Below are 22,945 nucleotides of genomic sequence, written 5' to 3' on the forward strand. Positions count from 1 at the left end.
ATCATGCCGAGACGGAGCGCGGCCATCTGCCTAACCCCTAAGATGTGAAAACCCCCGATACTGCACAGTATCGGGGGTTTTCGTATTAAAACAGGCTTGTCAATTAACCAATGCCTCTACATCGTTCAGACGATGCCCACTTACTGCGCCGAAAACCTAAAAGCCGCCGGCGTGAGCCCGGTTTTGCTTTTGAAAAGGCGGGTGAAATACTGCGGGTACTCGAACCCGAGCTGAAACGCGGTTTCGTTGATGGTGAGTGAGGTGGTGAGCAGCAGGCGCTTGGCTTTCTCGATGAGGGCCTGGTGGAGGTGCTGCTGGGTGGTTTGGCCGGTGAGGGTGCGCAGCATGTCGCTGAGGTAGGCGGGCGACACGTTGAGCGCATCGGCGAAGTGCTGCACGGTGGGCAGCGGCTGCTCAATATCGACGGCGAAGTAGTTGGTTAGCTGGGCTTCGAAGCGGCTGAGCAGGTCGTGCTCGGGGCTGCGGCGGGTGAGGAACTGGCGGTGGTAGAAACGGTTGGCGTAATTGAGCAGCACGTCGAGCTGCGACACCAGTACGTCCTGGCTGAAGGCATCAATGGGCCGCCCGTATTCGGCCCGGATATTATTCAGCAGCGCATCCAGGGCCGTTTCCTCCTGGGCCGAGAGGTGCAGGGCCTCGTGTACGGCGTAGGAGAAGAAGCCATAGCCGAGAATTTTTTGGCCCAGCGGGTACTTGCGCAGCAGGTCGGGATGAAACACCACCATCCAGCCGCTGATTTGGGAAATATCCAGCGTCCCGTCAATGGCAAACACCTGCCCGGGGGCCTGAAACCCCATCACGCCCTCGCCAAAATCGTAGGACTGGTGGCCGTAATGCACCTTGCCCTTGAGGTTTTTCTTGACCCAGACCGTGTAGAAGTGCTGCACTACCGACGTCAGCTTTTCGGGCAGCACATTGCCCCGGGTCTGCTCCAGGTCGATGACGGTAAGCAGCGGGTGGGCCGGCGCGGGCAGCCCGCACATCCGGGTATAATCCGTGACGGTTTCCAGTACGCGGATGTCGATGGCGGGCTGTTTCATAAAATTAATTTGTTTTTCCCTCCTGTCATGCTGCACCGGCCTTCTGTTAATTAGCAGCGGAAAGCGGCAATTGCTGCACTAAAAACGCCAGAATTTCGGCTTGTAATTTCTGCTGAAACTGCGCCCGGTCGAACCCCGGCGGGTCCTGCGAGGGCGGAAAGGCCGGGCCGGTGCGCTCCGGCAAAAACGGGCTCAGGAACGAATAATGGCCGGCGTTTTCGATGACGCGGTGCTGCACCTGTTGCCGGTCGGTCACGCCGTTGAGCACGATTTGGGCGTGGAACCCGGGCGTCCATTCGTCCTTTTCGCCCATCAGCAGCAGGATGGGCACCCGCATGTCGCGCAAGGCCTCCGCCGCCCGGTACCACACGGTGGCCGGGGCCAGCAGCACCAGCGCCCGCACCCGCGCATCGGGCGTGGTGGCGATGGGCTGCGGCGTGCCATCCGCGTGTTCGTGCGGGAGCGAACCCGGCCGCCCGCCGGCCAGCGCCAGGGCCGTGTAGCCGCCCAGCGAATGTCCGATTACGGCCACCCCATCGGGCCGCAGATTTGCCCCGAATTCCGCCAACAGCCCGTCAATAGCCAGGCTGAGGTGGCGCGGCCGGGCCACGAGGTTATTGGGCGTGTTGTGCCAGGAGTTGTCGTCGCGGTGGTTGGCGTGATGGCGCGGCAGGCCCACCACGAAGCCGTGGCGGGCCAACGAATGCGCCAGCAGCCGGTGCGTGAGCGGCGAGCCACCGGTGCCGTGCGAAATCAGCACCAGTGGAAAAGGACCGGGCTTGATGGGCGCATCCAGTGCGACATCAAGGGCATAAGGGCCAATGGTTTCGGGCTGGCCGGGGATGCTGCTGGGGTACAGCACGAGTAGCGGGAAGGTCAGGCCCAAAGCGGCATCGGTAATTTCCAGGGTGCGGCAGCCTACAAAATCGGGCATGGTTTGGATTGGTTGGTGAGCACCGTTGCTAAGTGGTAAACTTAGCCGCTATTGAGGCAGCGAAAGCTTCAGTTGCACCAACTATCATAGTTCGGGGCAGCGGACGCACCCCGAACCATGACGTTCTGTTGATTATGCGACTCAAGCCGGCATATATGCTGCGCCGGCGGCGCTGCCCACGGGCATAATAGCTTCCAGTTCGGCTAACTCCGTCGCGCTAAGCGCAATATTGGTGGCCGCCACGTTCTCCTCCAAGTACTTGCGGCGCTTGGTACCGGGAATAGCAACCACGCCTTGGGCCAGCACCCAGGCCAGCGCCAGTTGCGAGGCCGAAAACCCTTTGGCGGTGGCCAGAGCTTTCACTTTCTCCACCAAAGCCAGGTTTTTGCTGAAGTTCTCGCCCTGGTAGCGGGGCAGGTTGCGCCGAATATCGGAGGCGTCAAAGTCTTCAAACTTTGTAATCTCGCCCGACAGGAAGCCCCGGCCCAGTGGCGAATAGCCCACGAAGCCGATGCCCATGTCGCGGGTAGCCTGTAATACGCCATCTTCTTCCACGCCCCGGTCGAAGAGCGAATACTCGGTTTGCAGGGCCGTGATGGGATGCACCTGGTGCGCCCGGCGCAGAATATCGGCCGAAACCTCGGACAGGCCGATGTAGCGCACTTTGCCTTCTTCGACCAGCCGGCTCATGGCCCCCACGGTGTCCTCGATGGGCGTGTTGGGGTCGAGGCGGTGCAGGTAATACAGGTCCACGTAGTCGGTGCCGAGGCTCCGGAGTGAGCGTTCGATGGCCTTGCGCACGTAGTCGGGCCGGCCGTTGTAGCCCCAGGTCAGCGTCTCGTTATCATCGATTTCGAAGCCGAATTTGGTCGCGATTAAGTATTTGTCGCGCTGGCCGGCAATGGCCTTACCTACCAGCCGCTCGTTCAGCAGCGGGCCGTAAAGGTCGGCCGTGTCCAGCAAGTTCACGCCCAGCTCCAGGGCCCGGTGAATGGTGGCAATGCTTTCCGTTTCATCGGCCACGCCATACACGTTCATGCCGGCCAGGGTCGTCATGCCCATGCAGCCCAGGCCTTCCACGGGCACTTCCAGGCCCTGGCTGCCCAGGGCTACTCGTTTGATTTCGGTTGTCATTTTGCGGTTTATTCTAGTGACGTTTTAATACCTCAAAGGTCCGGCCCGCCCGCCCCGGTGGGCCTACACAAAACCCCGTTTCTGCAACACAAAACGCGGCTACTGCCAGCCCTGCACGCTGCCGCCGCCAAACACGGCGCGCTTCAGCATGGGCCACACCCGGTCCTGAAACGGGTCCAGAATGCTGGCATCGTCCAGCGTTTGCAGCTGCGCGGGGCTGAGTTGGATTTCGAGCGAGGCTAGGCTGTCATGCAATTGCGCCACCTTGCTGGCCCCTACAATGAGCGACGTGATGCCGGGCTGCGCGGCGGCCCAGGCCAGCGCCACCTGCGCCAGCGGCCGGCCCAGCTCCGCCGTTACGGGCCGCAAGGCCTCCAGCACGCGCCAGTTGTGGTCGGTAAATTTCATGTTGCCGAAGGGGTTCGGCCCAGTGAGGCGGCCTTCGCCGCTGGCCCCGCTGCCTTCCCGCTCGTACTTGCCGGCCAGGAAACCAGCCGCCAGCGGGCTCCACGGCGTAATGCCCAGCCCCATTTCGAGGGCAGCGGGTACGTGCTCGGCTTCGATGCGGCGGGCTACCAGCGAATACTCCATTTGCAGGGCCACGGGGCCGGGCACGCCGTGGGCGGCAGCCAGCGTGGCGGCTTTGGTGGTGTACCAGGCCGGCACGTTGGAGAAGCCGAAGTAGCGGATGCGGCCGGCCCGCACAAGGTCGCCGAGGGTTTGCAGTACTTCTTCCACGGGCGTCACGCCGTCGTAGGCGTGCAGCCAGTACAGGTCGGCGTAGTCGGTTTGGAGGCGGCGCAGGGAGCCTTCCAGCGCACGATGAATGTTTTTGCGACCGTTGCCGCCCACGTTGGGGTTGCCGGCCTGCCCGCCGAAGCTGAACTTGGTGGCCAGCACCACTTGGTCGCGCAGGCGGCGGCCGGCGATGTAGCCGCCCAGCATTTCCTCGCTTTTGCCGCCCGAATACACGTCGGCAGTGTCCACGAAATTGCCGCCGGCCTCGACGTAAGCATTGAAAACGGCTTCGGACACGTCGTCGCCCGAACCCCAGCGCGGGGTGCCAAACGTCATGGTGCCCAGCGCCAGCGGGCTTACCATCAGACCGGAGCGGCCCAGGGTGCGAAAATCGGTGAGCTTCATCAGGGAAGGGGTTTGAGGCCGAGGCGGAAGTGCTTCGGCTACTGAACGGGTAGTACCCCACAAAGGTCTTGGGTCGGGGCGCGGCCGGGCCTACACAAACCGCCGTTTTTGCAACACAAAACGCAGCAGTAGTACCGTGAACAGCTCCAGCGGGGCGACATATCGGTAGAAACTGCCGCTTCCTGAGTTGCAAAAGCCCCAGCGGGGCGACACTCGCTCAACGAATGTCGCCCCGCTGGAACTTTAAGAATCTAAAATTGCTGGTGATACTACCGATATGTCGCCCCCCTGGGGCTTTTATTCCAGAATGCTCAGTAGCAACGCGACCTCGGCCGCTTTCACCGGCTCCTGCAACCGCTCGAAACTCATTTGCAGGTTGCGCATGGCGCGGCGCACGATGTCGAGGTGCGAGCAGGGCTCGAAGAAAATGGGGTTCGGCGTGATGTTGAGCTGGGCCACGTAGTGCTCGATGTCGGTGCGCGAGAGCACCAGGCCCCGGTTGTAGCAGTTGATGTAGAACGGCTCGGCCCCCGGCAATTCGGGCCGGAAGGTGAGCACGAACAGGTTGGGCAGGTTCACCCCGAACACCGGCAGATTCAGGCGCTGGGCCACCAGCAGGTAAATGACGCACAGCGTGAGCGGGTTGCCGCGCTTGGTTTCAATCACGCGCTGGAGCATGGAGTTGGCCGGCGAGTGGAAATGCTGGGTGTTGGCCGCGAACTTGTGCGTCCGGAACATCACGTAGTTCAGGGCCTGCACCTGGTCGGCGGGGTGCATTTCGGGGCGCAGGGCCGTCCAGGTTTCAAAGCGGAGCTGCTCGATGGCGCGGTTCAGGGCCTGGTAGTCGGCATCGGGGTATTGGTAGGTGTTCAGCAGCCACATTCCTTCGAGCAGGTCGGTGGCCCCGGCTTCGCGCCACACTTTGAGGCGCTGCTGCAGGCCCTCAAACTGCAGGTGGTGAATCAAATCCTCCAGCCGCTGCTGCTGCTGGCCGTCGAGGGTTTCCTCCCACGACTCCTCCAGAAAGGGAATAATGCTCTCGCCCAAGTTCTGAATTTTATCCTGGATTTGCGGCGCGATTTCCGGGTCGTCGAGCAGCGAGATGAGGGCTTTGATTTCTTTATTGGTCATTGGATGCGAAAATGCCGCCGCTAGGGTTGCGAGGCCAAATTTAACACGCGGCAAGGCCTTTTGGGTTTCTGTAGCGCGGACTTTTAGTTCGCGTCCCCGCGCCGTTTCAACGGTTGCGAACGGCGCGGGGACGCGAACTAAAAGTCCGCGCTACTACCGAAACAGGTTGGTTTTCGCCACTTCCAGCAGCTCGCTGCCCCGGCCGTTCATCAGCGCTTTCAGGGCATACAGGCCGAAGCCCTGCGCCTGCTTCAGCTCGATGCTGGGCGGCATACTCAGCTCCTGGCGCTTCACCACGGCGTCCACCAGCGCGGGGCCGTCGTGGGCCAGGGCTTCGCGCAGCACGCTTTCCAGGTGGGCGGGGTCGCTCACGCGGAAGCCCTTGAGGCCGGCGGCGGTGGCCAGCGCGCCGAAATCGGGGTTGTCGAGTTCGGTGCCGTATTCGAGGATGCCGGCGGCCTTCATTTCCAGCTCCACGAAGCTGAGGGCCGAGTTATTGAAGACAATGATTTTGACCGGAATTTTGTGCTGGCGGATGGTCAGCAATTCACTCAGCAGCATGGCCAGGCCACCATCGCCGCACATGGCGATGACCTGCCGGCCGGGCTCCACTAAGGCCGCGCCGTAGGCCTGCGACACGGCATTGGCCATGCTGCCATGCACGAATGAGCCGATGAGCCGGCGCTTGCCATTCATGTGCAAATAGCGGGCGGCCCAGATGGTGGGCGTGCCCACGTCGCAGGTAAAAATGGCGTTTTCGGTGGCTATTTCGTCCAGCAGGCGGGCTACGTGCTGGGGGTGCAGGCTGGTATCGCCGGCCTCGCCGGTGGCCAGCTCGGCGAGGTGGGCGTCGTCGTTGCGGTGGCGCTGCTGGGCTTCTTCGAGGTGGGCGCGGTCGGGGCGCGGCGTGAGGTGCGGGAGTAGCTGGCGCAGGGTTTCGGCCACGTCGCCGGCCAGGCCGATTTCGACGCGGGTGCGCCTCCCGATATTCTCGGGCCGGCTATCGACCTGCACTACGCGGGCGTTTTCGGGGTAAAACTGGCGGTACGGGAAGTCGGTGCCCAGCATCAGGATGGTGTCGGCGTCCATCAGGGCGTGGTAGCCGGCGGGCATGCCCAGCAGGCCGGTAAGGCCCACGTCGTAAGGGTTGCCGGGCTCGACGTGCTCCTTGCCGCGCAACGCGTGTACTACGGGCGCTTGCAGGGCGGCGGCAGTATGCACCAGCTCATCGAGCGCCCCCGCGCAGCCGATGCCAGCCAGGATGGTCACCTTTTCGCCCGCGTTCAGCAGCTCGGCGGCTTGCTTAATGTCGGCTGCTGAAGGGCGCAGGGCGCTGCGGCGGCCGTGGGTGGGCAGGCGCACGGCGGGCGCTTCGGTTTCGAGGTAGGCCACATCGCCGGGCAGCACCACCACGGCCACGCCGCGCTGGCCCAGCGCCGCCGCCACGGCGCTTTCGATGGTCCGCACGGCCTGCTCGGGCACCGAAATCAGCTCGCAGAAGTGGCTGCATTCGCGGAACAGGCGCTCGGGGTGGGTTTCCTGGAAATAGCCCGTGCCGATTTCCACGTTGGGAATCTGGGCGGCCAGGGCCAGCACCGGCACGCGGCTGCGGTGGCAGTCATACAGGCCATTGATGAGGTGGGTATTGCCCGGCCCGCAGGAGCCGGCGCACACGGCCAGGTCGCCGGTGAGGTGGGCCTCGGCCCCGGCCGCAAAGGCCCCGCCCTCCTCGTGCCGCACGGCAATGAATTCGATGTCAGCGCGGGTGCGGATGTTGTCGGTGATGCCATTCAGCGAGTCGCCCACCACGCCGAAGACGCGCTTGACGCCGGCGGCCACGAGGGTGTCAACAATAATTGCGGCTACGGATTTTTTGGACATGGCTGGCGGCGGTTGGAGAGTCGAAGGCTTTACGCAAAAAAGAAAGGCCCGGCAGTGCTTGCCGGGCCTTTGGGGGAGTAGCGCGAACTTTAATTTCGCTAATCCTTGGTCGTAGTACGCGCTACGCCGCAACAAGTGCTGCTTTTCGGTGCCGCCGCCACGCCAGCAGCAGCCCCGCCACGCCCACCAGCACGCATACGCCCATCCACAGCAGCATATTATACCGGTCGGTGAAGGCCCGGTACCCGGCGGTGAAGGCGAATAGCACCACCCCCACCACCTCCCACAGCCGGCTTTCGAACAGCGGCGAAGTGGTTTCGGACTCGGCTGGCCGGTTCACCACCACGCGCAGGCGGTTCCAGTCCCAGGCCAGCAGCAGCAGGCCCGCCAGCAGCATGAGCCCGGTGATGACGGATGTGCCCGCGAAGTCGTAGGAAATGGTGATGACAAAGATGTTGGCCATGATGCTCAGGTAGGCCAGCGCCCCCAGCAGGGCAAAGCGCTGCGTGAGCAGCAGCAGCCCCGCCCCGCACTGCGCCACGCCAATAAACTGCCAGTACAGCCCCGATTGGTACATCATCTCGAAGAAATACCCCGGATTGTGGCCGGCCACCGTGCCGTCCATCTGCGTGAAGCGGTGCCCCTTGATTTTAATCAGACTGGCAAACACAAACGCGCCGCCCACCAGATACCGGGTGTAGATAACGGCCAGCTGTACCAGTAGCGCGTTTTTCAGGGTTTGGCGCGTCATGGCAGCGCTATTTCGGGGTATTCAGGCTGCGGGCCGCAGCCCCGGTCAGCACCACCGAAGTGCTGTCCGAAAACCGGTAGCGCAGGCGCGGAATAGCCGTGCCCAGTTCGAGGTGGCCCTGGTGCCCGATGGTCAAATCCGCCGTCTGAATGTGGTTGTCCGCCGCAATGTCTAGGTGGGGTTCGCTGCCGGGGCGGGTGCCGGCTGTGGCCCCCAGCCAGCCCAGCGTGTTGCCTTTCAGCTCAATCTCACTGCTGCGGTCTTGTTGCAGCCGCAGGCTGTCCTGCCGAAAACCCTGCACCCGCACATTGCCGCCGGCCTGTAGCCGGTCAAGCTGCGGCCGGCCAGCCACGGTATAGGTGCCCTCGGTGGCCAGCGCGGCGAGGCGGGGGCAGGAAATCACCACGGCATCGTTGCGGCCCAGCCACTTATACTCCTTCCCGTACGCCAGGGCTACGGTGAGGCGCGCGCCCTGCTGCGAAACATGCACAAACTCGGCAGCCTCCTTATTGACATGCACGCCGAACGGCCCGGCCACAATTTTCACGTTCAGCACCCCGGCCGCCGGCACCGTCACGTTATCGAAGTTGCGAAAAGCCAGCGCATCGTAGTTGTGCAGCGGGTCTTTGTAGTGACCCGTGCGGTATTCGGCGCGCAGGGCAGCATCATAAGTGGCCAGCGAACCGAGCACCAGGGCCACGGCGGCCACGAAAAGCTTATTACTGGTTTTCATCAGGTGGTGGCGTTGATGGGTTGGGGTTGGGCATTTTTGAAGTCCTCGTAGCGGCGCTGCACCTCCGGCAGCCCGATGCCGAGCAGCAGCATGGTGCCGAACACCTCCGGCAATTCCTGGCTCAGAAACCGCTCGCGGCGGGCAGCCTGCACCTGCTCCACGGCGGCCGCAGCCACGAAAAAGCCGATGCCGCGCTTGTTGTAGAGCACGTCCTGGCTTTGCAGCAGCTCGTAGGTCCGCATCACCGTGTTGGGGTTCACCTGCAAGTCGCCTGCCAGCTCGCGCACCGACGGAATCTTGCTATCCGGCGGCCACTTGCCGCGCAGTATCAGCTCGCTCACGTACCCGGCTATTTGCAGGTAGATGGCCTCATTGTCTTTGAATTCCATGGTTTCCTTTTCTTAAACCTGCTTCTCCGTCACCCGCAGGTAGGCCGCCGCCCAGGCCAGCAGCATAATGCCCGTTGGCACCAGCAGAAACCAGCTGTTCTGCGTCGGCTCCAGGTTCACCGAATACCACTCCTTGCCCTCCTGAAAGCTCATGCCCGCAAAGGGCAGCACGCCGCTCACTTCGCGCCCAATCAGCCCTTGCACCACCTGCATGTTCGCCAGCGACACCAGCACCCCGCCGAGCAACAGCGCAAACGCCGTGCGGATAAACTGCTGCTTCTGAAAGAAAATACTGCCCCACAAAAACACCGCATTCACCACCGCGTAGCCCACCAGTGCCCAGTACAGCTTGCTCTCGTTCGAGAACAGGCGCACCATCTCCGGCGTTTTGCCGTGCCAGTCCTCCAGGCTCACCACCAGCGCATCAATCAGGTAGAAGCACCCCACATACACCGCCATAAACAGCGGCACCGAACACAGCCAGCCCACCAAGTATTTTTCCCAGTGCGAAGCCGGCAGCATCAGCGCCGCCGTGGCCTGCTTCCGGTCGCCATAAAACGAGAAAACGGTGCTGGTAAAAAACGCGCCCGCCGCCAGCAGCCCCATCACAAAGATGACGCCCTGCAAATCCGGAACTACCGGCTGGCTCGACGAAATGGCCACGAACCCCAGCACCAGCCCAATGCCGCCCAGCAGCACCCCCGTGGCCAGCAGATAGCCCCCCAGGTGCTCCGTCGTGTGCTTACTGAACAAGCGCCCAAAGCGCGAGAAACTAAAGAACTGGCTCATGGATAGATTGATTTTGAGATAAGTAAGCAGCCAGCGCGGGCGCATTCCCCACCAGGGCATTGAACAGCAGTTCCAAATCGACGCGGCCGGCCCCGCCGCCGTGGTTGGCCCGAATCACCTGCGCGCCCCGCACCGATTCTTCGGCGTAGAGGTCGGCACTGCCCGCTTCCGGCACCGTCGTAAACGTCAGCCGCTCGGCCAGTTCGCCGAGGTCGGCGTTGAGCACGATGCGCTGGCCGTGCAGCACCACCACGGTATCAATCAGGCTCTCCAAATCGCGCACCTGGTGGGTCGAAATGATGAGGCAGCGCTCCTCCGTGAGGGCCGTGGCCAGCAGCTTGCGGAACTGCGCCTTGCTCGGAATATCCAGCCCGTTGGTGGGCTCGTCCATCACCAGCAGGCTGGTGTTGGCGGCCAGCGCGAAAGCAATCATGAACTTCTTCTGCTGTCCGAAGCTCAAGGCCGTGAGCACCGCTTGGGCCGGCACCTCAAACTCGCTGAGGTAGTGGCCCAGCGCCTCGTGGTCGAATTTCGGGTAGAAGCCCGCCGTCTGCGCCACGAATTTGGCGGCCGTGACGGCCGGCACGTAGATTTCTTCGGGCAGAAAAAACAGGTCGGCCAGCACGGCCGGCAGCCGCCGCGCCGCCGGCTGCCCCAGCACCTCGCAAGTGCCGCCATCCGGAAAAGCCAGCCCCACCATGTTCTTGAGCAGCGTGGATTTTCCCGCCCCGTTCTTGCCCAGCAGGCCGTAGATGTGCCCGCTCTCCAGCGTCAGGCTCAGGTTTTGGAAGAGGGGGCGCTTGCGGGCGTACCCAAAGTGAAGGTTGCGGATGCGGACCATGTGCGTGTCTGTCTAGTGTATTATTGTTCTAGTACACTACAAACATAAAGCATGGAACCCCAATCCCGCAAATTTTATTTCTATCTCCACAAAAAAGCCCGTTCCTGGGCAGGAATGGGCTTTTCATTGGAGTAGATTGCGCTCTGCTAAAAGTTGGCCAGAATACTGTTACGCCCCTCATCATATTCTACTTCCGTGATAAGGCCCTTCTGCAACCTGTTTTTTAGGTCCCGCAACTCCACCAGCGTGCGGTTGGCCGCTGGGGCTACGGTTGCTGCGCCCCCGGCGGCCGGGTTGGGGTGCTGGGCGCAGTGGCTACAGGTATCGCCGGCCAGCAGATGGCCGTGTTCGCAATACTTCTTTTTCATGAACAATATCTATATTACTGGACTTCAAATATCCACAATTGTCTCCATGAAGTGCAAAGTCCAAAAATTTCTTTTCGGTTGATTTCATATTATCTTCACCACTGTGCCACACCTTCCCCCACCCCTCCAGGCTGCCCTGCGCGAGGCTGTTGCGGCCCGGTTTGGGCAGCCGCTCCGCTACCCCAGCCACTGCGATGCTCTTGAACTAGAGCTGCAGCAGAACGCCGCTACCGACGGCCGACGCCTGAGCCCCAGCACCCTACGCCGGTTTTTCGGCCTGGTGAATAAGGAAGGTGGTTACCACCTGCACACCCTCGACACGCTGGCCCGCTACGCGGGCCACGCCGACTTCGCCGCCTTTGGCCAATCGGTTTCGGGGCTGGCGATGGCCGAAACCACCGCGCCGAACGGGGCCACCGACATTCCGGAGCTGCTGGCGATGGAGCAGCTGGCCTATCCCGAACGCCTATTGCTGGGCTATTTTCTGGGGCGCATCACGCGGCCGGCCCGGCCCGGTGGGGCGGCCGCGCCGCTGGCCCTGCAACTGGCCACCCACCCGGCGGGCCAGGAGTTTTTCGTCGAATCCTTCGTGGACCTGGCGCACCTGACCAGCGCGTTTGGCGAGGTGCTGGCCACCTACCTGCAGCACAAGCACACGCCCGAAGCCCAGCTGTTCGGGCATTCGGCCTTGTTCCTGGCCGAATTTCTGGCCGAGGACGAACCGGCCTGGCGCCAACGGCTGGCCCGCCTGCTGGCCCTGCCCGTGCCGTCCGAAGTGCATGCTTTCCCAAGGGGCCGGCGGGCGTTTGCCGAGATAGTGACGGCCTGGTACGACGCCCCCGACGGCGTGGTGCCAGCCGCCCTGCTGGCCCGCCTGCACCAGGAAGCTGTTACGGTGCCGCGCACGGTGGTGCCCCCGGCTCCGCTCCCGGCGTTCTACAACCTGTTTCCGGCCGGCTACCATTTTCTGATTGCCGAGGGGCTATTCCTCACCAGCCAGTTTCCGGCCCTGCTCGACTGGCTCGTCCTCACCAACCGCGAGTTTCCCGAGCTGCCCTGGCTGGAAACCAACGTGTTCGACCAGCTGCTGCGCGCCTTCCAGGCCGTGGCCGAGCTGCGCACCGGGCTCATCAGCGCCCGCGCTCCGCACCTGCACTCGCTCTTCAACCTGGAAACCAACAGCTGGCTGCTCGACTATTTCCAGGTGCATATCTGGCTGGTCGAGCTGCACTTCGCGGCCGGTACCGATGCGGCCGAAGAAACCCGGTTGCGCAGCCACATCAAGGAGTTTGCCGCGCTGCACGGCATGCCGTTTTTTGAGACGGTGGCCGGGGGGATAGGCGCGGGGTGAGTTATTGTCAAACGGCGGGCACTCTAGCTGGTGGGGAGGATGGGCATATCCTCTGGTGCAACAGCCACTATTTTGCCGTCGCGGGAGACGATGACCGGGCTCTGCTTATATTTTTTGAAAGCGAGCATAGCATTGTAGGCCGCTACTAGGCCATTCTGCACCTGCTGGCTGAATTTGGCCGTTTCGGCCTGCAATGCTTCTTGCTTAGACATGGTAAGTGGTAGTTAGCTGCTGCCAAATATCGGCATCTGCAATGGTAGTTCCATTCGCATTCCCTTGAGCTATCAATCGTCCCGGTCCGTCAGAATTGTCAATTAATAACCAGTCGTCAACAGCCATGCGATAAGCTCCAAGAAACAGGTTCAATCCACCATCATAGCGCCGCCTAATAGTCAATTCGGGGATGTTATGCCCACCTTCGCGCACCCTGGCAGCAACTCGCTCAACCGCCAAATCAGGTGAGTTGAGCCAGAAAAACAGCAGCCGCACCTGATATCCCTGCTCCCGCGCCTCCTGAATAAACCTCAAGTAATGCCGCGTGGCCAGCGTGGTTTCCAACGCAAACGTTTCCCCCGCCGCCAGCAGTTCCCGCAGCCGCGCCAGCATCAGCCGGCCCGCCTGGATGCTCACCGTTTCGGGCTGGAAGGGTGAGAGACCGCGCGCAATCTCATCGGCATTCACGAACTCACGGCATTCGAGCAGGCCGGGTAGCAGCGTGAAGGCGGCGGTGGTTTTGCCCGCCCCGTTGCAGCCAGCCAGGAGGTAGAGGGTTTTCATAAAGGGCCAATATTATTCGCCAACTTCCCATTGACTGACATCTGCTTCAAGAAGCATCTTCAGCATCTCCTCGCGATTATCAGGCGGTGTTTGGTAACACGTAACAATAGCCAGCTCACCATCATATTCGGCCACCATATTTTGCTTGATTAACAGCGCTTCTTGGTAGTTGCTTTTCCCATCTTCATAGTCCTGAAAAGCTTCTATCGATAGTGCTAAGACCAAGTAACCATCGGAGGTAAATTTGATAATTGCACTCTTGTGCTCGTCTCTCTCAGCGTCAAGGTAAATCCAGAAGCAGCGATTTTTATTAGAAGTCCCGAGTTTAATCAAATCTTCCAAGTCAGCGACTTTCATGTGAATTAGCTCAGCCTCCTCCGAATCATCAAACGATTTGCTGCCCTCTGGCAGTAACAAAAGGTCGGCTCCTTCGATAATTTCTTGTAGCGTTGACTGCTTTACATACGCACTGATAAATAACAGAATTGTGTTCCTGTCTCTACGGGAAGTCAGCACATAAATATCAAACCACGTCATACCTCACACCTGAATAACCCCCACGTTATACGCCTTCTCAATCGGCGCATGGTTGGCCGCTGCAATGCCTTCCGACAGCACCTTGCGGGTTTCCAGTGGGTCAATCACGGCATCTACCCAGAGGCGGGCTGCGGCGTAATAAGGAGATAATTGCTCCTCGTAGCGGGCCTTGATGCGGTCGAGCAGCTCCTTTTCGGCTTCGGGGGTGATGACTTCGCCTTTGGCTTTGAGGGAAGCCACCTGGATTTGTAGCAGCGTATTAGCGGCTGCCGCGCCGCTCATTACCGCCAGCTGGGCCGTGGGCCAGGCCACGATGAGGCGCGGGTCGTAGGCCTTGCCGCACATGGCGTAGTTGCCGGCCCCGTAGCTGTTGCCGACGATGACCGTGAACTTGGGCACCACCGAGTTGGCCATGGCATTCACCATCTTCGCGCCGTCCTTGATGATGCCGCCCTGTTCGCTCTGGCTGCCTACCATGAAGCCCGACACGTCGTGCAGAAACACCAGCGGAATGCGCTTCTGGTTGCAGTTCATGATGAAGCGCGCCGCCTTGTCGGCCGAGTCGGAGTAGATGACGCCGCCCATCTGCATGCCGGTTTTCTTGCTCTTCACGATTTTGCGCTGGTTGGCCACGATGCCCACCGCCCAGCCATCAATCCGGGCCAGCCCGCAGATGAGCGTCTGGCCGTACAGGTCTTTATAGGGCTCGAATTCGGAATTATCCACCAGGCGGTTGATGATGTCCATCATGTCGTAAGGCTTCACCCGGTCCGAGGGCAGCAGGCCGTAGATTTCCTGCTCGTCATGCGCGGGTTTGGCCGGGGTGGCGCGGCTGAAACCGGCCGTGGTGTGCCCGCCCATCTTGTCGAAGATGTTGCGGATGTGGGTCAGGCACTCTTCGTCGGTGTCGAACTTGTAGTCCGTTACGCCCGAGATTTCAGAGTGCATGCTCGCGCCGCCCAGCGCCTCGTTATCAATGGTTTCGCCGATGGCAGATTTCACCAGGTAAGAGCCGGCCAGGAACACCGAACCGGTGCCGTTCACAATCATGGCCTCGTCAGACATGATGGGCAGATATGCGCCACCGGCCACGCAAGGTCCCATAATGGCCGAAATCTGCACGATGCCCATGCTGCTCATCACCGCGTTGTTGCGGAAAATGCGGCCGAAATGCTCCTTGTCCGGAAAAATTTCATCCTGCATGGGCAGGTACACCCCGGCGGAATCAACGAGGTAGATAATCGGCAGCTTGTTCTCGATGCTGATTTCCTGGGCGCGCAGGTTCTTTTTGGCGGTGATGGGAAACCACGCGCCAGCCTTCACGGTGGCGTCGTTGGCTACCACCACGCACTGGCGGCCCGCCACGTAGCCGATGATGACGACCACGCCGCCGCCGGGGCAGCCGCCTTCTTCCTTGTACATGCCTTCACCCGCGAAAGCACCGATTTCGACCTGCGCTGCGCCTTTATCCAGCAGGAATTCAATGCGCTCGCGGGCGGTGAGCTTGCCTTTGGCTTTGTGGGCGGCAATGCGCTTCTCGCCGCCGCCGAGGGCTACTTTCTGAAACTTCTGGCTGAGGTTGAAGCTGAGCTGCTTGAGTTGGTCTTCGTTGCGGTTGAAATCGACGTTCATCAGGAAAGCGGGGTGGGAATTTGGTGGGAATCGGCACAAAAAAATCCGCCCGGAGGCGGATTTCAAAGGTACGGGTAGTTTGAACGTCCAACTAAAAAAACGGTCATGCTGAGCGGAGTCGAAGCATCTCTACCGGGGAAGCAATTAATTACCATTGCAATAGAGATGCTTCGGCTGCGCTCCGCATGACTTGCAGAAGCGCTACTTCACCGTCGAATTCGCTTCCACCTTTTTCACTTCCGTGGTGGTGGTGCCGTCCGGCTTCTTGGTGGTTTCTACCTTGGTCTTATCCTTGCCACCACCGAATACCGAAAAATGCACGTAGCGCTTGGGGTTGGCCTTGAAATCGACCAGCAGGTCGTTGGAGCTGGCGGTGGTAGCGGTCAGGTTATTATACAGCGTGGAGTCGTGCAGGAGCTTGCCCATCGAGCCGGACTGGTCATTGAGGGCTGTATTGAGGCTTTTCACGGTGGTCTGCGCATCGGCCAGCGTGGCGTTGAGGCGGCGCAGGGCCGGGCCAACGGGGGCCGCTTTCAGCGAGTCGGAGAGCTGCGAGAAGTTCACGGCAATTTTATCGAGCTTGCCGGTGGTCTTGTTCAGGGCGGTGCTCATCTGGGCCAGGTTGCGGGTAATGAGCGCCACGTTGGCCTGGTTGGCCACAATGAGCTTTTGCAGCGCCTCGGTACTTTGGCGGGCTCCCAGCAAAGTGCCCTGAATATTGGTCTGGGCATCCTTGTTCAGGAACCCGTTGATGTGGGCCAGCGTGGCCCCCACCGTATCGAGCACGGGCAGCGCCTTGGCCTGGAAAGCATCGGCAATGCTGGAAGGCGTAACGGTGCGGATTTCTTCGCCGCCGGTGTACACCTTCGAATTCTGGCCCAGCGTGAGCGTGATGGCCTTCGAGCCCAGCAACGAGCCGCCCAGGCTGGCCGTAGTAGAGTCGCCCACCACAATGCCCTTATCGAGCTCAATGGCCACACGTACCGTGTTGCCTTTGTCGGGCTGCAGCTCCAGGCTCTTCACCTGGCCTACTTTATAGCCGTTCAGCAACACCTGCGCACCGGCATTCAGGGCATCTACCTTGGGGTAAATGGCGTAATAAGTATGGTTGGAAGAGAGAATGTTGCTGCCACGCAGAAAGTTAAAGCCGATAACAAGAGCGGCAATGGCGACGATGGCGAGAAGCGCCACTTTTATTTCTTTTGACACGGGGGAGGATAATTGGATGAGAACGGAAGGGAGGCCAAGGCGGACTGCAGATACTTACGACGGAAGTGCGGCTGTTGGTCGCCGGGCGGCACAGCACCCTGATGCACCACTTAACTAACCGCCTTCCAGTTCGCGCTTGTACTCGCGGAAGGCGCGATAGATGCCTGCGGCCATATACGATTGATTGGCTTTATCGTTGAGGTAACGCTCTTCGGTCGGATTGGTTAGAAAGCCCGACTCGATGAGCACCGAGGGCATGGTGGATTTCCAGAGTACCAGGAAGCCGGCCTGCTTCACGCCCCGGCTGGGGCGGCTCACGCTGGTGCGCAGCTGCCGGTCCACGCGCTGGGCAAAGCGCAGGCTGTTGGTGATGTAGGCCGACTGGAACAGCGAGAACAGGATGTGCGACTGGGGCGAGCTGGGGTCGAAGCCGTCGTAACGCTTCTGGTAGTCCTTTTCCTGCAGAATTACGGAGTTTTCGCGTTGGGCCACGCCCAGGTTGGCGGTGCTTTTGTGCAGGCCCATGGTCCAGACCTCGGTACCGTGGCTCTGGCTGGGGCCGGCGTTGCAATGAATGGAAATAAACAGGTCGGCGTGGTTGCGGTTGGCAATGGCGGCGCGCTCGTCAAGCTCGATAAACACGTTGGTCTTACGGGTGTAAATCACCTTCACCTCGGGCATGTTTTCCTGAATCTGCTTGCCTAGGGCCAGGATGAGGCTCAGGGCCACGTCGGCCTCGCGGGCGGTGGCTCCGGCGCAGCCCCGGTCTTTGCCGCCGTGGCCGGCATCGAGCACCACGGTGCGCAGGCGGTAGCGGTAAGGCTCATTCGCAGTGCTGATAGTAGCAGCCGGGAGCGCCGAATCGGGGGCGATGCGGGCGGAGTCGGCCGGGGTTTGGGCCTCCGCGTTCCACTCGCCGCTGCCGGCACCCAACAATAGCAAAGCGGCACTGGCCAGGATGACAATAATCCGCACGTTGTTCGTTGAAGGGGCGGTAGCGACCTGCTACCTTTGTAGAAGCCCCAAAAGTAAACGATTTAACTGCTACTATACTTTGCCTGTTTGGTTTGGCCTTCGTTCCGAAGCTGATTTCCGGCCCGCCCCGCGCCGCCGCGCCGGCTTTTCATGGGCCTGTCCGGTCCTGTCAGGCCTCTTTTTTATACTGCTGACGAGCCTGTCCGGCACCGCCTGGGGCCAGGCCGGCACGCCTGCCCAGCCCAAACCCAAAACCGCGCGCAAGGCCAAAATCCAGGCCCGCAAGGCGCGGGTGAAGGCCATTCTGGCCGCGCCCACCAGCCAAGGCGACACAACCACCGTGGCCCGGCCCCGGGCCATTCCGGCCGCACTGCCCGGCCAGCGTGCCGGCAGTGCCACTACCCCACCGGTACGTAATATTTCCGTGGACCCGCGCGACCCCGTGGGGCCGCCCCCGCCCGGCGTGCGCAACACTGGCCAGTCGCGCGTGCCCGGTGCTTCGCACAAGGCCGTGCCCGATACCCTGACCCCGGGCGGCGAAGTCCGCCGGCTCGGCACCACCCCCACCGACACCACGGGCCTAGTGAAAGGCGTGGGCCGCGCCGGCGACTCGCTGCAAGTGGCAGCCCGGCCCAAAGGCCAAATCGAAAGCACGATAAAATACCAGGCGACGGATTCCATTCAGTTCGATGTGACTCAGAAGGTGGCGCGGCTCTACAACAAGTCCAGCGTGACCTATGGCGACACCGACCTGAAGGCCTACCTTATCACCATCAACTACGGCACCAATACCATGCAGGCCGACGGCCGGCTCGATTCGCTGAAGCACAAGCTGGAGGGTCGGCCCGTGCTCAAGGACAAGGGCGGCCTGTACACGGCCGGCAGCATTGCCTACAATTTCAAGAGCAAGAAGGCCAAGGTGACCGAGGCCGTGACCACCCAGGGCGAAGGCTACGTGAGCGCCGCCACCATCAAGCGGCTGCCCAACGGCGACATCAACGGCCTGATGGGGCGCTACACCACCTGCAACCTGGAGCACCCGCACTTCTACATTCAGGCCAAGCGCATGAAGGTGATTCCGGGCGAGAAAGTGGTGACCGGGCCGTTCAACCTGGTCATTGGCGACATTCCCACGCCGCTGGGCTTCCTGTTCGGTTTCTTTCCCACGCCCAATAAAAGCCGGGGCTCGGGCGTGCTCATTCCCACCTTCGGGCAGGCCGCCGACCGGGGCTACTACCTCACCAACGGCGGCTACTACTTCGCCCCCAATGACTACATCGGCATTCGCCTCACCGGTGACATTTACGCCGGCAATGCCCAGACCTGGGGCGGCTTCGGGGCCACGGCCGATTTTTCGTACCTGAAGCGCTACACCTACCAGGGCAATTTCAACTTCCGCTTCTCGAACCGGCCGCTCAACCCCATTCTGGCCACCGATGCGCTCACGACTACGCCGGTTTACATCAAGCCGCCATCGGCCAACTCGTTCTGGGTTACCTGGAACCACACGCCAGTGCCCAAGCCCGGGGGTGGGCGCTTCACGGCCAGCGTGAATGCCGGCACCAGCAGCTTCAACAAGGTGAACAGTCTGGATGCCCGCCGCTACCTGTCTACGCAGTTCAGCTCCAGCATCGGCTACTCGAAGCAGATTCGGAACTCGCCCTGGAACTACGACATAAAAGCCAGCCAAAGCCAGGGCACCGACGGCACCATGACCTTCGTGTTGCCCGACATCAGCGTGGGTCTGGCCCGGCAGTACCCCTACCAGTGGTTCGGCATCCAGCCGGGCGCGGGCGGCAAGCTGGGCACCAACACTTACGAGCAGTTCACGTTCAGCTACAACGTCACGGCCCGCAACGAGCTAAGCAACGTGCTCACGGCCCGCACCCTGAGCAACGGCCTGCCGCTTCTGGGCGGCACCAGCGCGCCCACCAACATCCCGGTGAGCTTCGCCAACATCGGCCGGCTGCTGGCCAACTCCCGCAACGGCATCCAGCACCAGTTCGGCATCGGGCTGGGTTCCTACTCGCTCGGGCCGCACCTCAAGCTGAGCCCGTCGGTGTCGTACAGCGAAGTGTGGTTTGCCCAGAAACTCAACTACAGCTACATCTCCGAGGCCAAGGCCGTGCGCATAGACACTTCGTACGGCTTCAACCGCGTCAACGGCTACTCGGCAGCCGTGAGCCTGAACACCACGTTTTACGGCACCTTCGTGCGCAAGGGCACGCATAAAATCCAGGCCATCCGTCACAAGGCCACTCCCAGCCTGAACTACGCCTACGCCCCGCCCCTGGACAAGCGCGCCAGCGTGTACCCGGTGGGAGCCAACGTACTGCAAGGCTACACCAACCAATTTGGCCAGACCTTATTCGCTGATAACCCTGCCGACGCTGCTATTCTCAATAGCTACACTTTCAACAACTACAGCAATTTTCTGTACTCAGTGCCCGGCGGGGCCAAGCAGAGCCAGGTTTCCTTCAGCCTGCAAAACTCGGTGGAGATGAAGGTGCGCGATTCCAAAGACACCACCGGCCTCAACCCCTTCAAAAAAGTAAGCTTGATTGATGGGCTTGATTTCAACATCGGCTACAATTTTGCCGCCCTCCCCGGCGTGCAGAGACTCACCCCGCTGAACGTGATTTTCCGGACCCAAATAGCCCGCAAGCTCAGCCTCAACAGCGGGGCCAGCTTTGAGGCCTACCAGCGCGACAGCCAGGGCCGGCCCGTCAATAAATTCCTGTTTGAGGCCGACCCGCGCAAGCTGCTGCGCCTCGCCTCGGCCAGCTTCCAGACCAATTACTCCTTCAACCCGGCCACCGGCAAGAAAAAAAGCGCAGTGCCCCGCGCCGTGGCCCCGGCCAACAACCCCAGCCTGGGCTCGGTAGGCCCCAACTACTACGCCGACTACGTCGATTTCGACATTCCGTGGGAGCTCAACTTGTCGTACTCGGCCGGCTACACCACCAATGCCACGCCCCTCACCTCGGAATATCTCCGCAATAACCAGCGCCCGCCCATTCTGGCCCTCAACAACATTCGGGCCGACGGTTCCATCAAGCTCACCGAAAACCTGCGCTTCACCACTGGGTTTGGCTATGATTTCACCAGTCAGGCCGTTACGTTCCCCACCGTGTCGTTCTTTCGCGACCTGCACTGCTGGCAGATTAACGGCACCTGGATTCCCTTTGGCCAGCTCAAGGGCTACAACTTCACCATTGCGGCCAAGAGCAGCCTGTTGCAGGACCTCAAGCTGAACCGCAACCGCTATGCGCAGTACCAGTAGGCCCAGACCAGGCCGTATGCTTCGTTTTTAGCCCCTGCGCTTCGGCCAGGGGCTTTTCGATGCCTGCGGCGCGCCGGGTAACGAAATTGTTGCCAGCTTTGCCCCGTCAAACGGCCTTTTATCTCGCAAACCTGCCCGCCATGTCTCAGCACAAGGAAGTCAAACTCATTACCACCCACCAAATGCTTGCCATGAAGGAGCGGGGGGAAAAAATCTCCATGCTCACGGCCTACGACTACTCGATGGCCCAGATTCTCGACGGGGCCGGCATCGACGTGCTCCTCGTCGGCGACTCGGCATCCAATGTCATGGCCGGCCACGAGACCACCCTGCCCATCACCCTCGACCAGATGATATACCACGCCCAGAGCGTGGTGCGCGCCGTGAAACGCGCCTTCGTGGTGGTCGATATGCCCTTTGGCTCTTACCAGGGCAATTCCTCGGAAGCCCTGCGCTCGGCCATTCGCATCATGAAGGAATCGGGCGGCCACGGCGTGAAGCTCGAAGGCGGTGCCGAAGTGAAGGACAGCATCATTCGCATTCTCACGGCCGGCATTCCGGTCATGGGCCATCTCGGCCTCACGCCGCAATCCATCTACAAATTCGGCACCTACAGCGTGCGCGCCAAGGAAGAAGCCGAGGCCCAGAAGCTGATCGAAGACGCCCGCCTGCTCCAGGAAATCGGCTGCTTCGGCCTGGTGCTCGAAAAAATCCCCGCCTCCCTGGCCAAGCAGGTAGCCGAGGAGCTCACTATCCCCGTCATCGGCATCGGGGCCGGCCCCGACGTGGACGGCCAGGTGCTGGTGGTGCATGACCTGCTGGGCATCACCAAAGAGTTCAAGCCCCGCTTCCTACGCCGCTACGCCGAGCTACACGACATCATGACCGAAGCCGTGCAGCACTACGTAGCCGACGTGAAAAGCCGCGAGTTTCCGAGCAAGGAGGAAGGGTACTAGAAGGGATAACGGCCGTCATCCTGAGCGCAGCGAAGGGCCTTATCACATCTGAATGAATTACAAGGACGTGAGAAGGTCCTTCGTTGCGCTCAGAATGACAGCTACCGACCCGCCCGCCCACTCCCGCCCCTCTTCGTATCTTCGTCGCATCAAAAGCAAGAGCGGAGCGCCCGGTGAGTGTGGTCTGACGACGTGCGGTAGCCCCCGAGGGGCCCCGGCCCGCTCCTGCTACTAGTCCAATAGCCGCCCGTTCCCGCCGCGTGAATCGTCCCAACCTCTGGTCCGAAGGCAGAGAAATTCTGTTCGAAGACAACCATCTTCTCGTCATCAACAAGCCCGCCGGCATCCTCGTGCAGGGCGACGCCACCGGCGACGAGCCCCTCTCCAAGAAAGCCGCCGAGTACCTGCGCTTCAAGTACAAGAAGCCCGGCGAGGCCTTCGTGGGCGTGTGCCACCGCATCGACCGGCCGGTGTCAGGCATCGTCATCCTGGCTAAAACCAGCAAGGCCCTGAGCCGGCTGAACGAGATGTTCCGGGACGATAAAATTCACAAAACCTACTGGGCGCTCACTGGCCGCCCGCCCGTGCCCGAAAGCGGCACCCTCATCCACTGGCTGGTGAAGGACACCGTACGCAACGTGACCAAGGCCTACCCCGAAAAGCACAGCCAGGGCCTGCGCTCCGAGCTGCATTACGAGCTGCTGGGCATGGCCGGCAACCGCTACCTGCTCCAGGTAAACCCCGTGACCGGCCGCCCGCACCAGATTCGGACCCAACTGGCCACCGGCCTGGGCACGCCCATCATCGGCGACGTGAAATACGGCTTCATCGCCCCACTGCCTGACGTGAGCATTGCCCTGCACGCCCGGCAGCTGCAATTGCAGCACCCCGTCACGAAAGAAGCCCTGACCTTCACCGCTCCCCTGCCCGATGCCCCGCACTGGGATGCGGCCCGCGAGTATTACAAGTAGGACTTTATTTTTCAAGAGCAGGAAAACGCTGTCATCATTTATCTGGCGTCCGCTACGCTGGACGTGCAAGATTTTGTCCTTCCAAGTCAAAAAACCCAG

At 61.3% G+C, this 22,945-nt stretch carries 22 protein-coding genes; 4 read left to right on the forward strand and 18 right to left on the reverse strand.

The annotated features are described in order from the left end of the window. Window positions 1–140: 140 nt before the first annotated feature. The 12 genes from ACVWYF_RS09705 to ACVWYF_RS09760 form a co-directional block, all read right to left on the reverse strand. The gene (locus tag ACVWYF_RS09705) at window positions 141–1,061 is read right to left on the reverse strand and encodes a helix-turn-helix domain-containing protein (protein WP_457067221.1); all 921 of its coding nucleotides are present in this window, start codon (window positions 1,059–1,061) and stop codon (window positions 141–143) included. Window positions 1,062–1,107: 46 nt separating this feature from the next. Further along, window positions 1,108–1,995, reverse strand: a complete 888-nt coding sequence (locus tag ACVWYF_RS09710) for an alpha/beta hydrolase family protein (RefSeq protein ID WP_457067223.1) — start codon at window positions 1,993–1,995, stop codon at window positions 1,108–1,110. A gap of 141 nt (window positions 1,996–2,136) precedes the next feature. Then, entirely contained in the window at window positions 2,137–3,129 is a 993-nt protein-coding gene (locus tag ACVWYF_RS09715; protein ID WP_457067225.1) for an aldo/keto reductase, read from the reverse strand. A 99-nt stretch (window positions 3,130–3,228) separates the two neighbouring features. After that, on the reverse strand, window positions 3,229–4,272 hold the full coding sequence (locus ACVWYF_RS09720) for an aldo/keto reductase (RefSeq protein ID WP_457067228.1): 1,044 nt from the start codon (window positions 4,270–4,272) through the stop codon (window positions 3,229–3,231). A gap of 297 nt (window positions 4,273–4,569) precedes the next feature. Next, complete coding sequence (locus tag ACVWYF_RS09725; protein WP_457067231.1) at window positions 4,570–5,403, reverse strand: transglutaminase-like domain-containing protein; 834 nt, start codon at window positions 5,401–5,403, stop codon at window positions 4,570–4,572. Window positions 5,404–5,556: 153 nt separating this feature from the next. After that, window positions 5,557–7,284, reverse strand: coding sequence for a ubiquinone-dependent pyruvate dehydrogenase (gene poxB / locus ACVWYF_RS09730; RefSeq protein ID WP_457067233.1), 1,728 nt, complete (start codon window positions 7,282–7,284; stop codon window positions 5,557–5,559). Window positions 7,285–7,405: 121 nt separating this feature from the next. After that, a complete protein-coding gene (locus ACVWYF_RS09735) occupies window positions 7,406–8,035 on the reverse strand; it encodes a hypothetical protein (RefSeq protein ID WP_457067235.1) in 630 nt (209 codons plus the stop codon). A gap of 7 nt (window positions 8,036–8,042) precedes the next feature. Further along, window positions 8,043–8,768, reverse strand: a complete 726-nt coding sequence (locus tag ACVWYF_RS09740) for a hypothetical protein (RefSeq protein WP_457067237.1) — start codon at window positions 8,766–8,768, stop codon at window positions 8,043–8,045. Next, a complete protein-coding gene (locus tag ACVWYF_RS09745) occupies window positions 8,768–9,157 on the reverse strand; it encodes a GntR family transcriptional regulator (RefSeq protein WP_457067239.1) in 390 nt (129 codons plus the stop codon). The genes ACVWYF_RS09740 and ACVWYF_RS09745 overlap by 1 nt, the downstream gene beginning before the upstream one ends. Window positions 9,158–9,169: 12 nt before the next feature. Beyond that, complete coding sequence (locus ACVWYF_RS09750; RefSeq protein WP_457067241.1) at window positions 9,170–9,946, reverse strand: hypothetical protein; 777 nt, start codon at window positions 9,944–9,946, stop codon at window positions 9,170–9,172. Next, on the reverse strand, window positions 9,930–10,787 hold the full coding sequence (locus tag ACVWYF_RS09755; protein ID WP_457067243.1) for an ABC transporter ATP-binding protein: 858 nt from the start codon (window positions 10,785–10,787) through the stop codon (window positions 9,930–9,932). The genes ACVWYF_RS09750 and ACVWYF_RS09755 overlap by 17 nt, the downstream gene beginning before the upstream one ends. A 146-nt stretch (window positions 10,788–10,933) precedes the next feature. Next, on the reverse strand, window positions 10,934–11,155 hold the full coding sequence (locus ACVWYF_RS09760; RefSeq protein WP_457067245.1) for an SHOCT domain-containing protein: 222 nt from the start codon (window positions 11,153–11,155) through the stop codon (window positions 10,934–10,936). 103 nt (window positions 11,156–11,258) lie between these two features. On the opposite strand from ACVWYF_RS09760, the gene ACVWYF_RS09765 reads away from it, so the two are divergent. Further along, the gene (locus ACVWYF_RS09765; protein WP_457067247.1) at window positions 11,259–12,506 is read left to right on the forward strand and encodes a hypothetical protein; all 1,248 of its coding nucleotides are present in this window, start codon (window positions 11,259–11,261) and stop codon (window positions 12,504–12,506) included. A gap of 23 nt (window positions 12,507–12,529) precedes the next feature. On the opposite strand, the gene ACVWYF_RS09770 is transcribed toward ACVWYF_RS09765, so the two are convergent. From ACVWYF_RS09770 to ACVWYF_RS09795, 6 genes are all read right to left on the reverse strand, one after another. Continuing rightward, a complete protein-coding gene (locus tag ACVWYF_RS09770) occupies window positions 12,530–12,718 on the reverse strand; it encodes a hypothetical protein (RefSeq protein WP_457067249.1) in 189 nt (62 codons plus the stop codon). Then, the gene (locus tag ACVWYF_RS09775) at window positions 12,711–13,283 is read right to left on the reverse strand and encodes an AAA family ATPase (protein WP_457067251.1); all 573 of its coding nucleotides are present in this window, start codon (window positions 13,281–13,283) and stop codon (window positions 12,711–12,713) included. Before ACVWYF_RS09775 ends, ACVWYF_RS09770 begins: the two co-directional genes overlap by 8 nt. Window positions 13,284–13,295: 12 nt before the next feature. Beyond that, window positions 13,296–13,820: a hypothetical protein gene (locus tag ACVWYF_RS09780; protein WP_457067253.1), complete on the reverse strand. Its 525-nt coding sequence runs from the start codon at window positions 13,818–13,820 to the stop codon at window positions 13,296–13,298. Window positions 13,821–13,823: 3 nt separating this feature from the next. Further along, window positions 13,824–15,452, reverse strand: a complete 1,629-nt coding sequence (locus ACVWYF_RS09785) for an acyl-CoA carboxylase subunit beta (protein WP_457067255.1) — start codon at window positions 15,450–15,452, stop codon at window positions 13,824–13,826. Between the two features lie 201 nt (window positions 15,453–15,653). Beyond that, window positions 15,654–16,661: an MlaD family protein gene (locus tag ACVWYF_RS09790; RefSeq protein ID WP_457067257.1), complete on the reverse strand. Its 1,008-nt coding sequence runs from the start codon at window positions 16,659–16,661 to the stop codon at window positions 15,654–15,656. A gap of 114 nt (window positions 16,662–16,775) precedes the next feature. Next, window positions 16,776–17,534, reverse strand: coding sequence for an N-acetylmuramoyl-L-alanine amidase family protein (locus tag ACVWYF_RS09795; protein WP_457068215.1), 759 nt, complete (start codon window positions 17,532–17,534; stop codon window positions 16,776–16,778). A 181-nt stretch (window positions 17,535–17,715) separates the two neighbouring features. Here ACVWYF_RS09795 and ACVWYF_RS09800 point away from each other — a divergent pair, with 181 nt between their 5' ends. The 3 genes from ACVWYF_RS09800 to ACVWYF_RS09810 all read left to right on the forward strand — a co-directional run bounded on the left by ACVWYF_RS09800 (window position 17,716) and on the right by ACVWYF_RS09810 (window position 22,846). Continuing rightward, window positions 17,716–20,919 (forward strand): putative LPS assembly protein LptD, encoded by a 3,204-nt coding sequence (locus ACVWYF_RS09800; protein WP_457067259.1) that lies wholly within the window; start codon window positions 17,716–17,718, stop codon window positions 20,917–20,919. A 140-nt stretch (window positions 20,920–21,059) separates the two neighbouring features. Beyond that, on the forward strand, window positions 21,060–21,875 hold the full coding sequence (gene panB / locus ACVWYF_RS09805; RefSeq protein ID WP_457067261.1) for a 3-methyl-2-oxobutanoate hydroxymethyltransferase: 816 nt from the start codon (window positions 21,060–21,062) through the stop codon (window positions 21,873–21,875). A gap of 260 nt (window positions 21,876–22,135) precedes the next feature. Beyond that, on the forward strand, window positions 22,136–22,846 hold the full coding sequence (locus tag ACVWYF_RS09810; RefSeq protein WP_457067263.1) for an RluA family pseudouridine synthase: 711 nt from the start codon (window positions 22,136–22,138) through the stop codon (window positions 22,844–22,846). Window positions 22,847–22,945: the final 99 nt, after the last annotated feature.

The sequence above is a fragment of the Hymenobacter sp. UYAg731 genome (assembly GCF_054061335.1).

Coding starts and splice junctions, on each gene's coding strand:
- poxB (WP_457067233.1), bottom strand. CDS start 7,284: ATGTCCAAAAAATCCGTAGCCGCAATTATTGTTGACACCCTCGTGGCC.
- ACVWYF_RS09750 (WP_457067241.1), bottom strand. CDS start 9,946: ATGAGCCAGTTCTTTAGTTTCTCGCGCTTTGGGCGCTTGTTCAGTAAG.
- ACVWYF_RS09710 (WP_457067223.1), bottom strand. CDS start 1,995: ATGCCCGATTTTGTAGGCTGCCGCACCCTGGAAATTACCGATGCCGCT.
- ACVWYF_RS09745 (WP_457067239.1), bottom strand. CDS start 9,157: ATGGAATTCAAAGACAATGAGGCCATCTACCTGCAAATAGCCGGGTAC.
- panB (WP_457067261.1), top strand. CDS start 21,060: ATGTCTCAGCACAAGGAAGTCAAACTCATTACCACCCACCAAATGCTT.
- ACVWYF_RS09785 (WP_457067255.1), bottom strand. CDS start 15,452: ATGAACGTCGATTTCAACCGCAACGAAGACCAACTCAAGCAGCTCAGC.
- ACVWYF_RS09725 (WP_457067231.1), bottom strand. CDS start 5,403: ATGACCAATAAAGAAATCAAAGCCCTCATCTCGCTGCTCGACGACCCG.
- ACVWYF_RS09775 (WP_457067251.1), bottom strand. CDS start 13,283: ATGAAAACCCTCTACCTCCTGGCTGGCTGCAACGGGGCGGGCAAAACC.
- ACVWYF_RS09735 (WP_457067235.1), bottom strand. CDS start 8,035: ATGACGCGCCAAACCCTGAAAAACGCGCTACTGGTACAGCTGGCCGTT.
- ACVWYF_RS09715 (WP_457067225.1), bottom strand. CDS start 3,129: ATGACAACCGAAATCAAACGAGTAGCCCTGGGCAGCCAGGGCCTGGAA.
- ACVWYF_RS09770 (WP_457067249.1), bottom strand. CDS start 12,718: ATGTCTAAGCAAGAAGCATTGCAGGCCGAAACGGCCAAATTCAGCCAG.
- ACVWYF_RS09720 (WP_457067228.1), bottom strand. CDS start 4,272: ATGAAGCTCACCGATTTTCGCACCCTGGGCCGCTCCGGTCTGATGGTA.
- ACVWYF_RS09760 (WP_457067245.1), bottom strand. CDS start 11,155: ATGAAAAAGAAGTATTGCGAACACGGCCATCTGCTGGCCGGCGATACC.
- ACVWYF_RS09705 (WP_457067221.1), bottom strand. CDS start 1,061: ATGAAACAGCCCGCCATCGACATCCGCGTACTGGAAACCGTCACGGAT.
- ACVWYF_RS09780 (WP_457067253.1), bottom strand. CDS start 13,820: ATGACGTGGTTTGATATTTATGTGCTGACTTCCCGTAGAGACAGGAAC.
- ACVWYF_RS09740 (WP_457067237.1), bottom strand. CDS start 8,768: ATGAAAACCAGTAATAAGCTTTTCGTGGCCGCCGTGGCCCTGGTGCTC.
- ACVWYF_RS09755 (WP_457067243.1), bottom strand. CDS start 10,787: ATGGTCCGCATCCGCAACCTTCACTTTGGGTACGCCCGCAAGCGCCCC.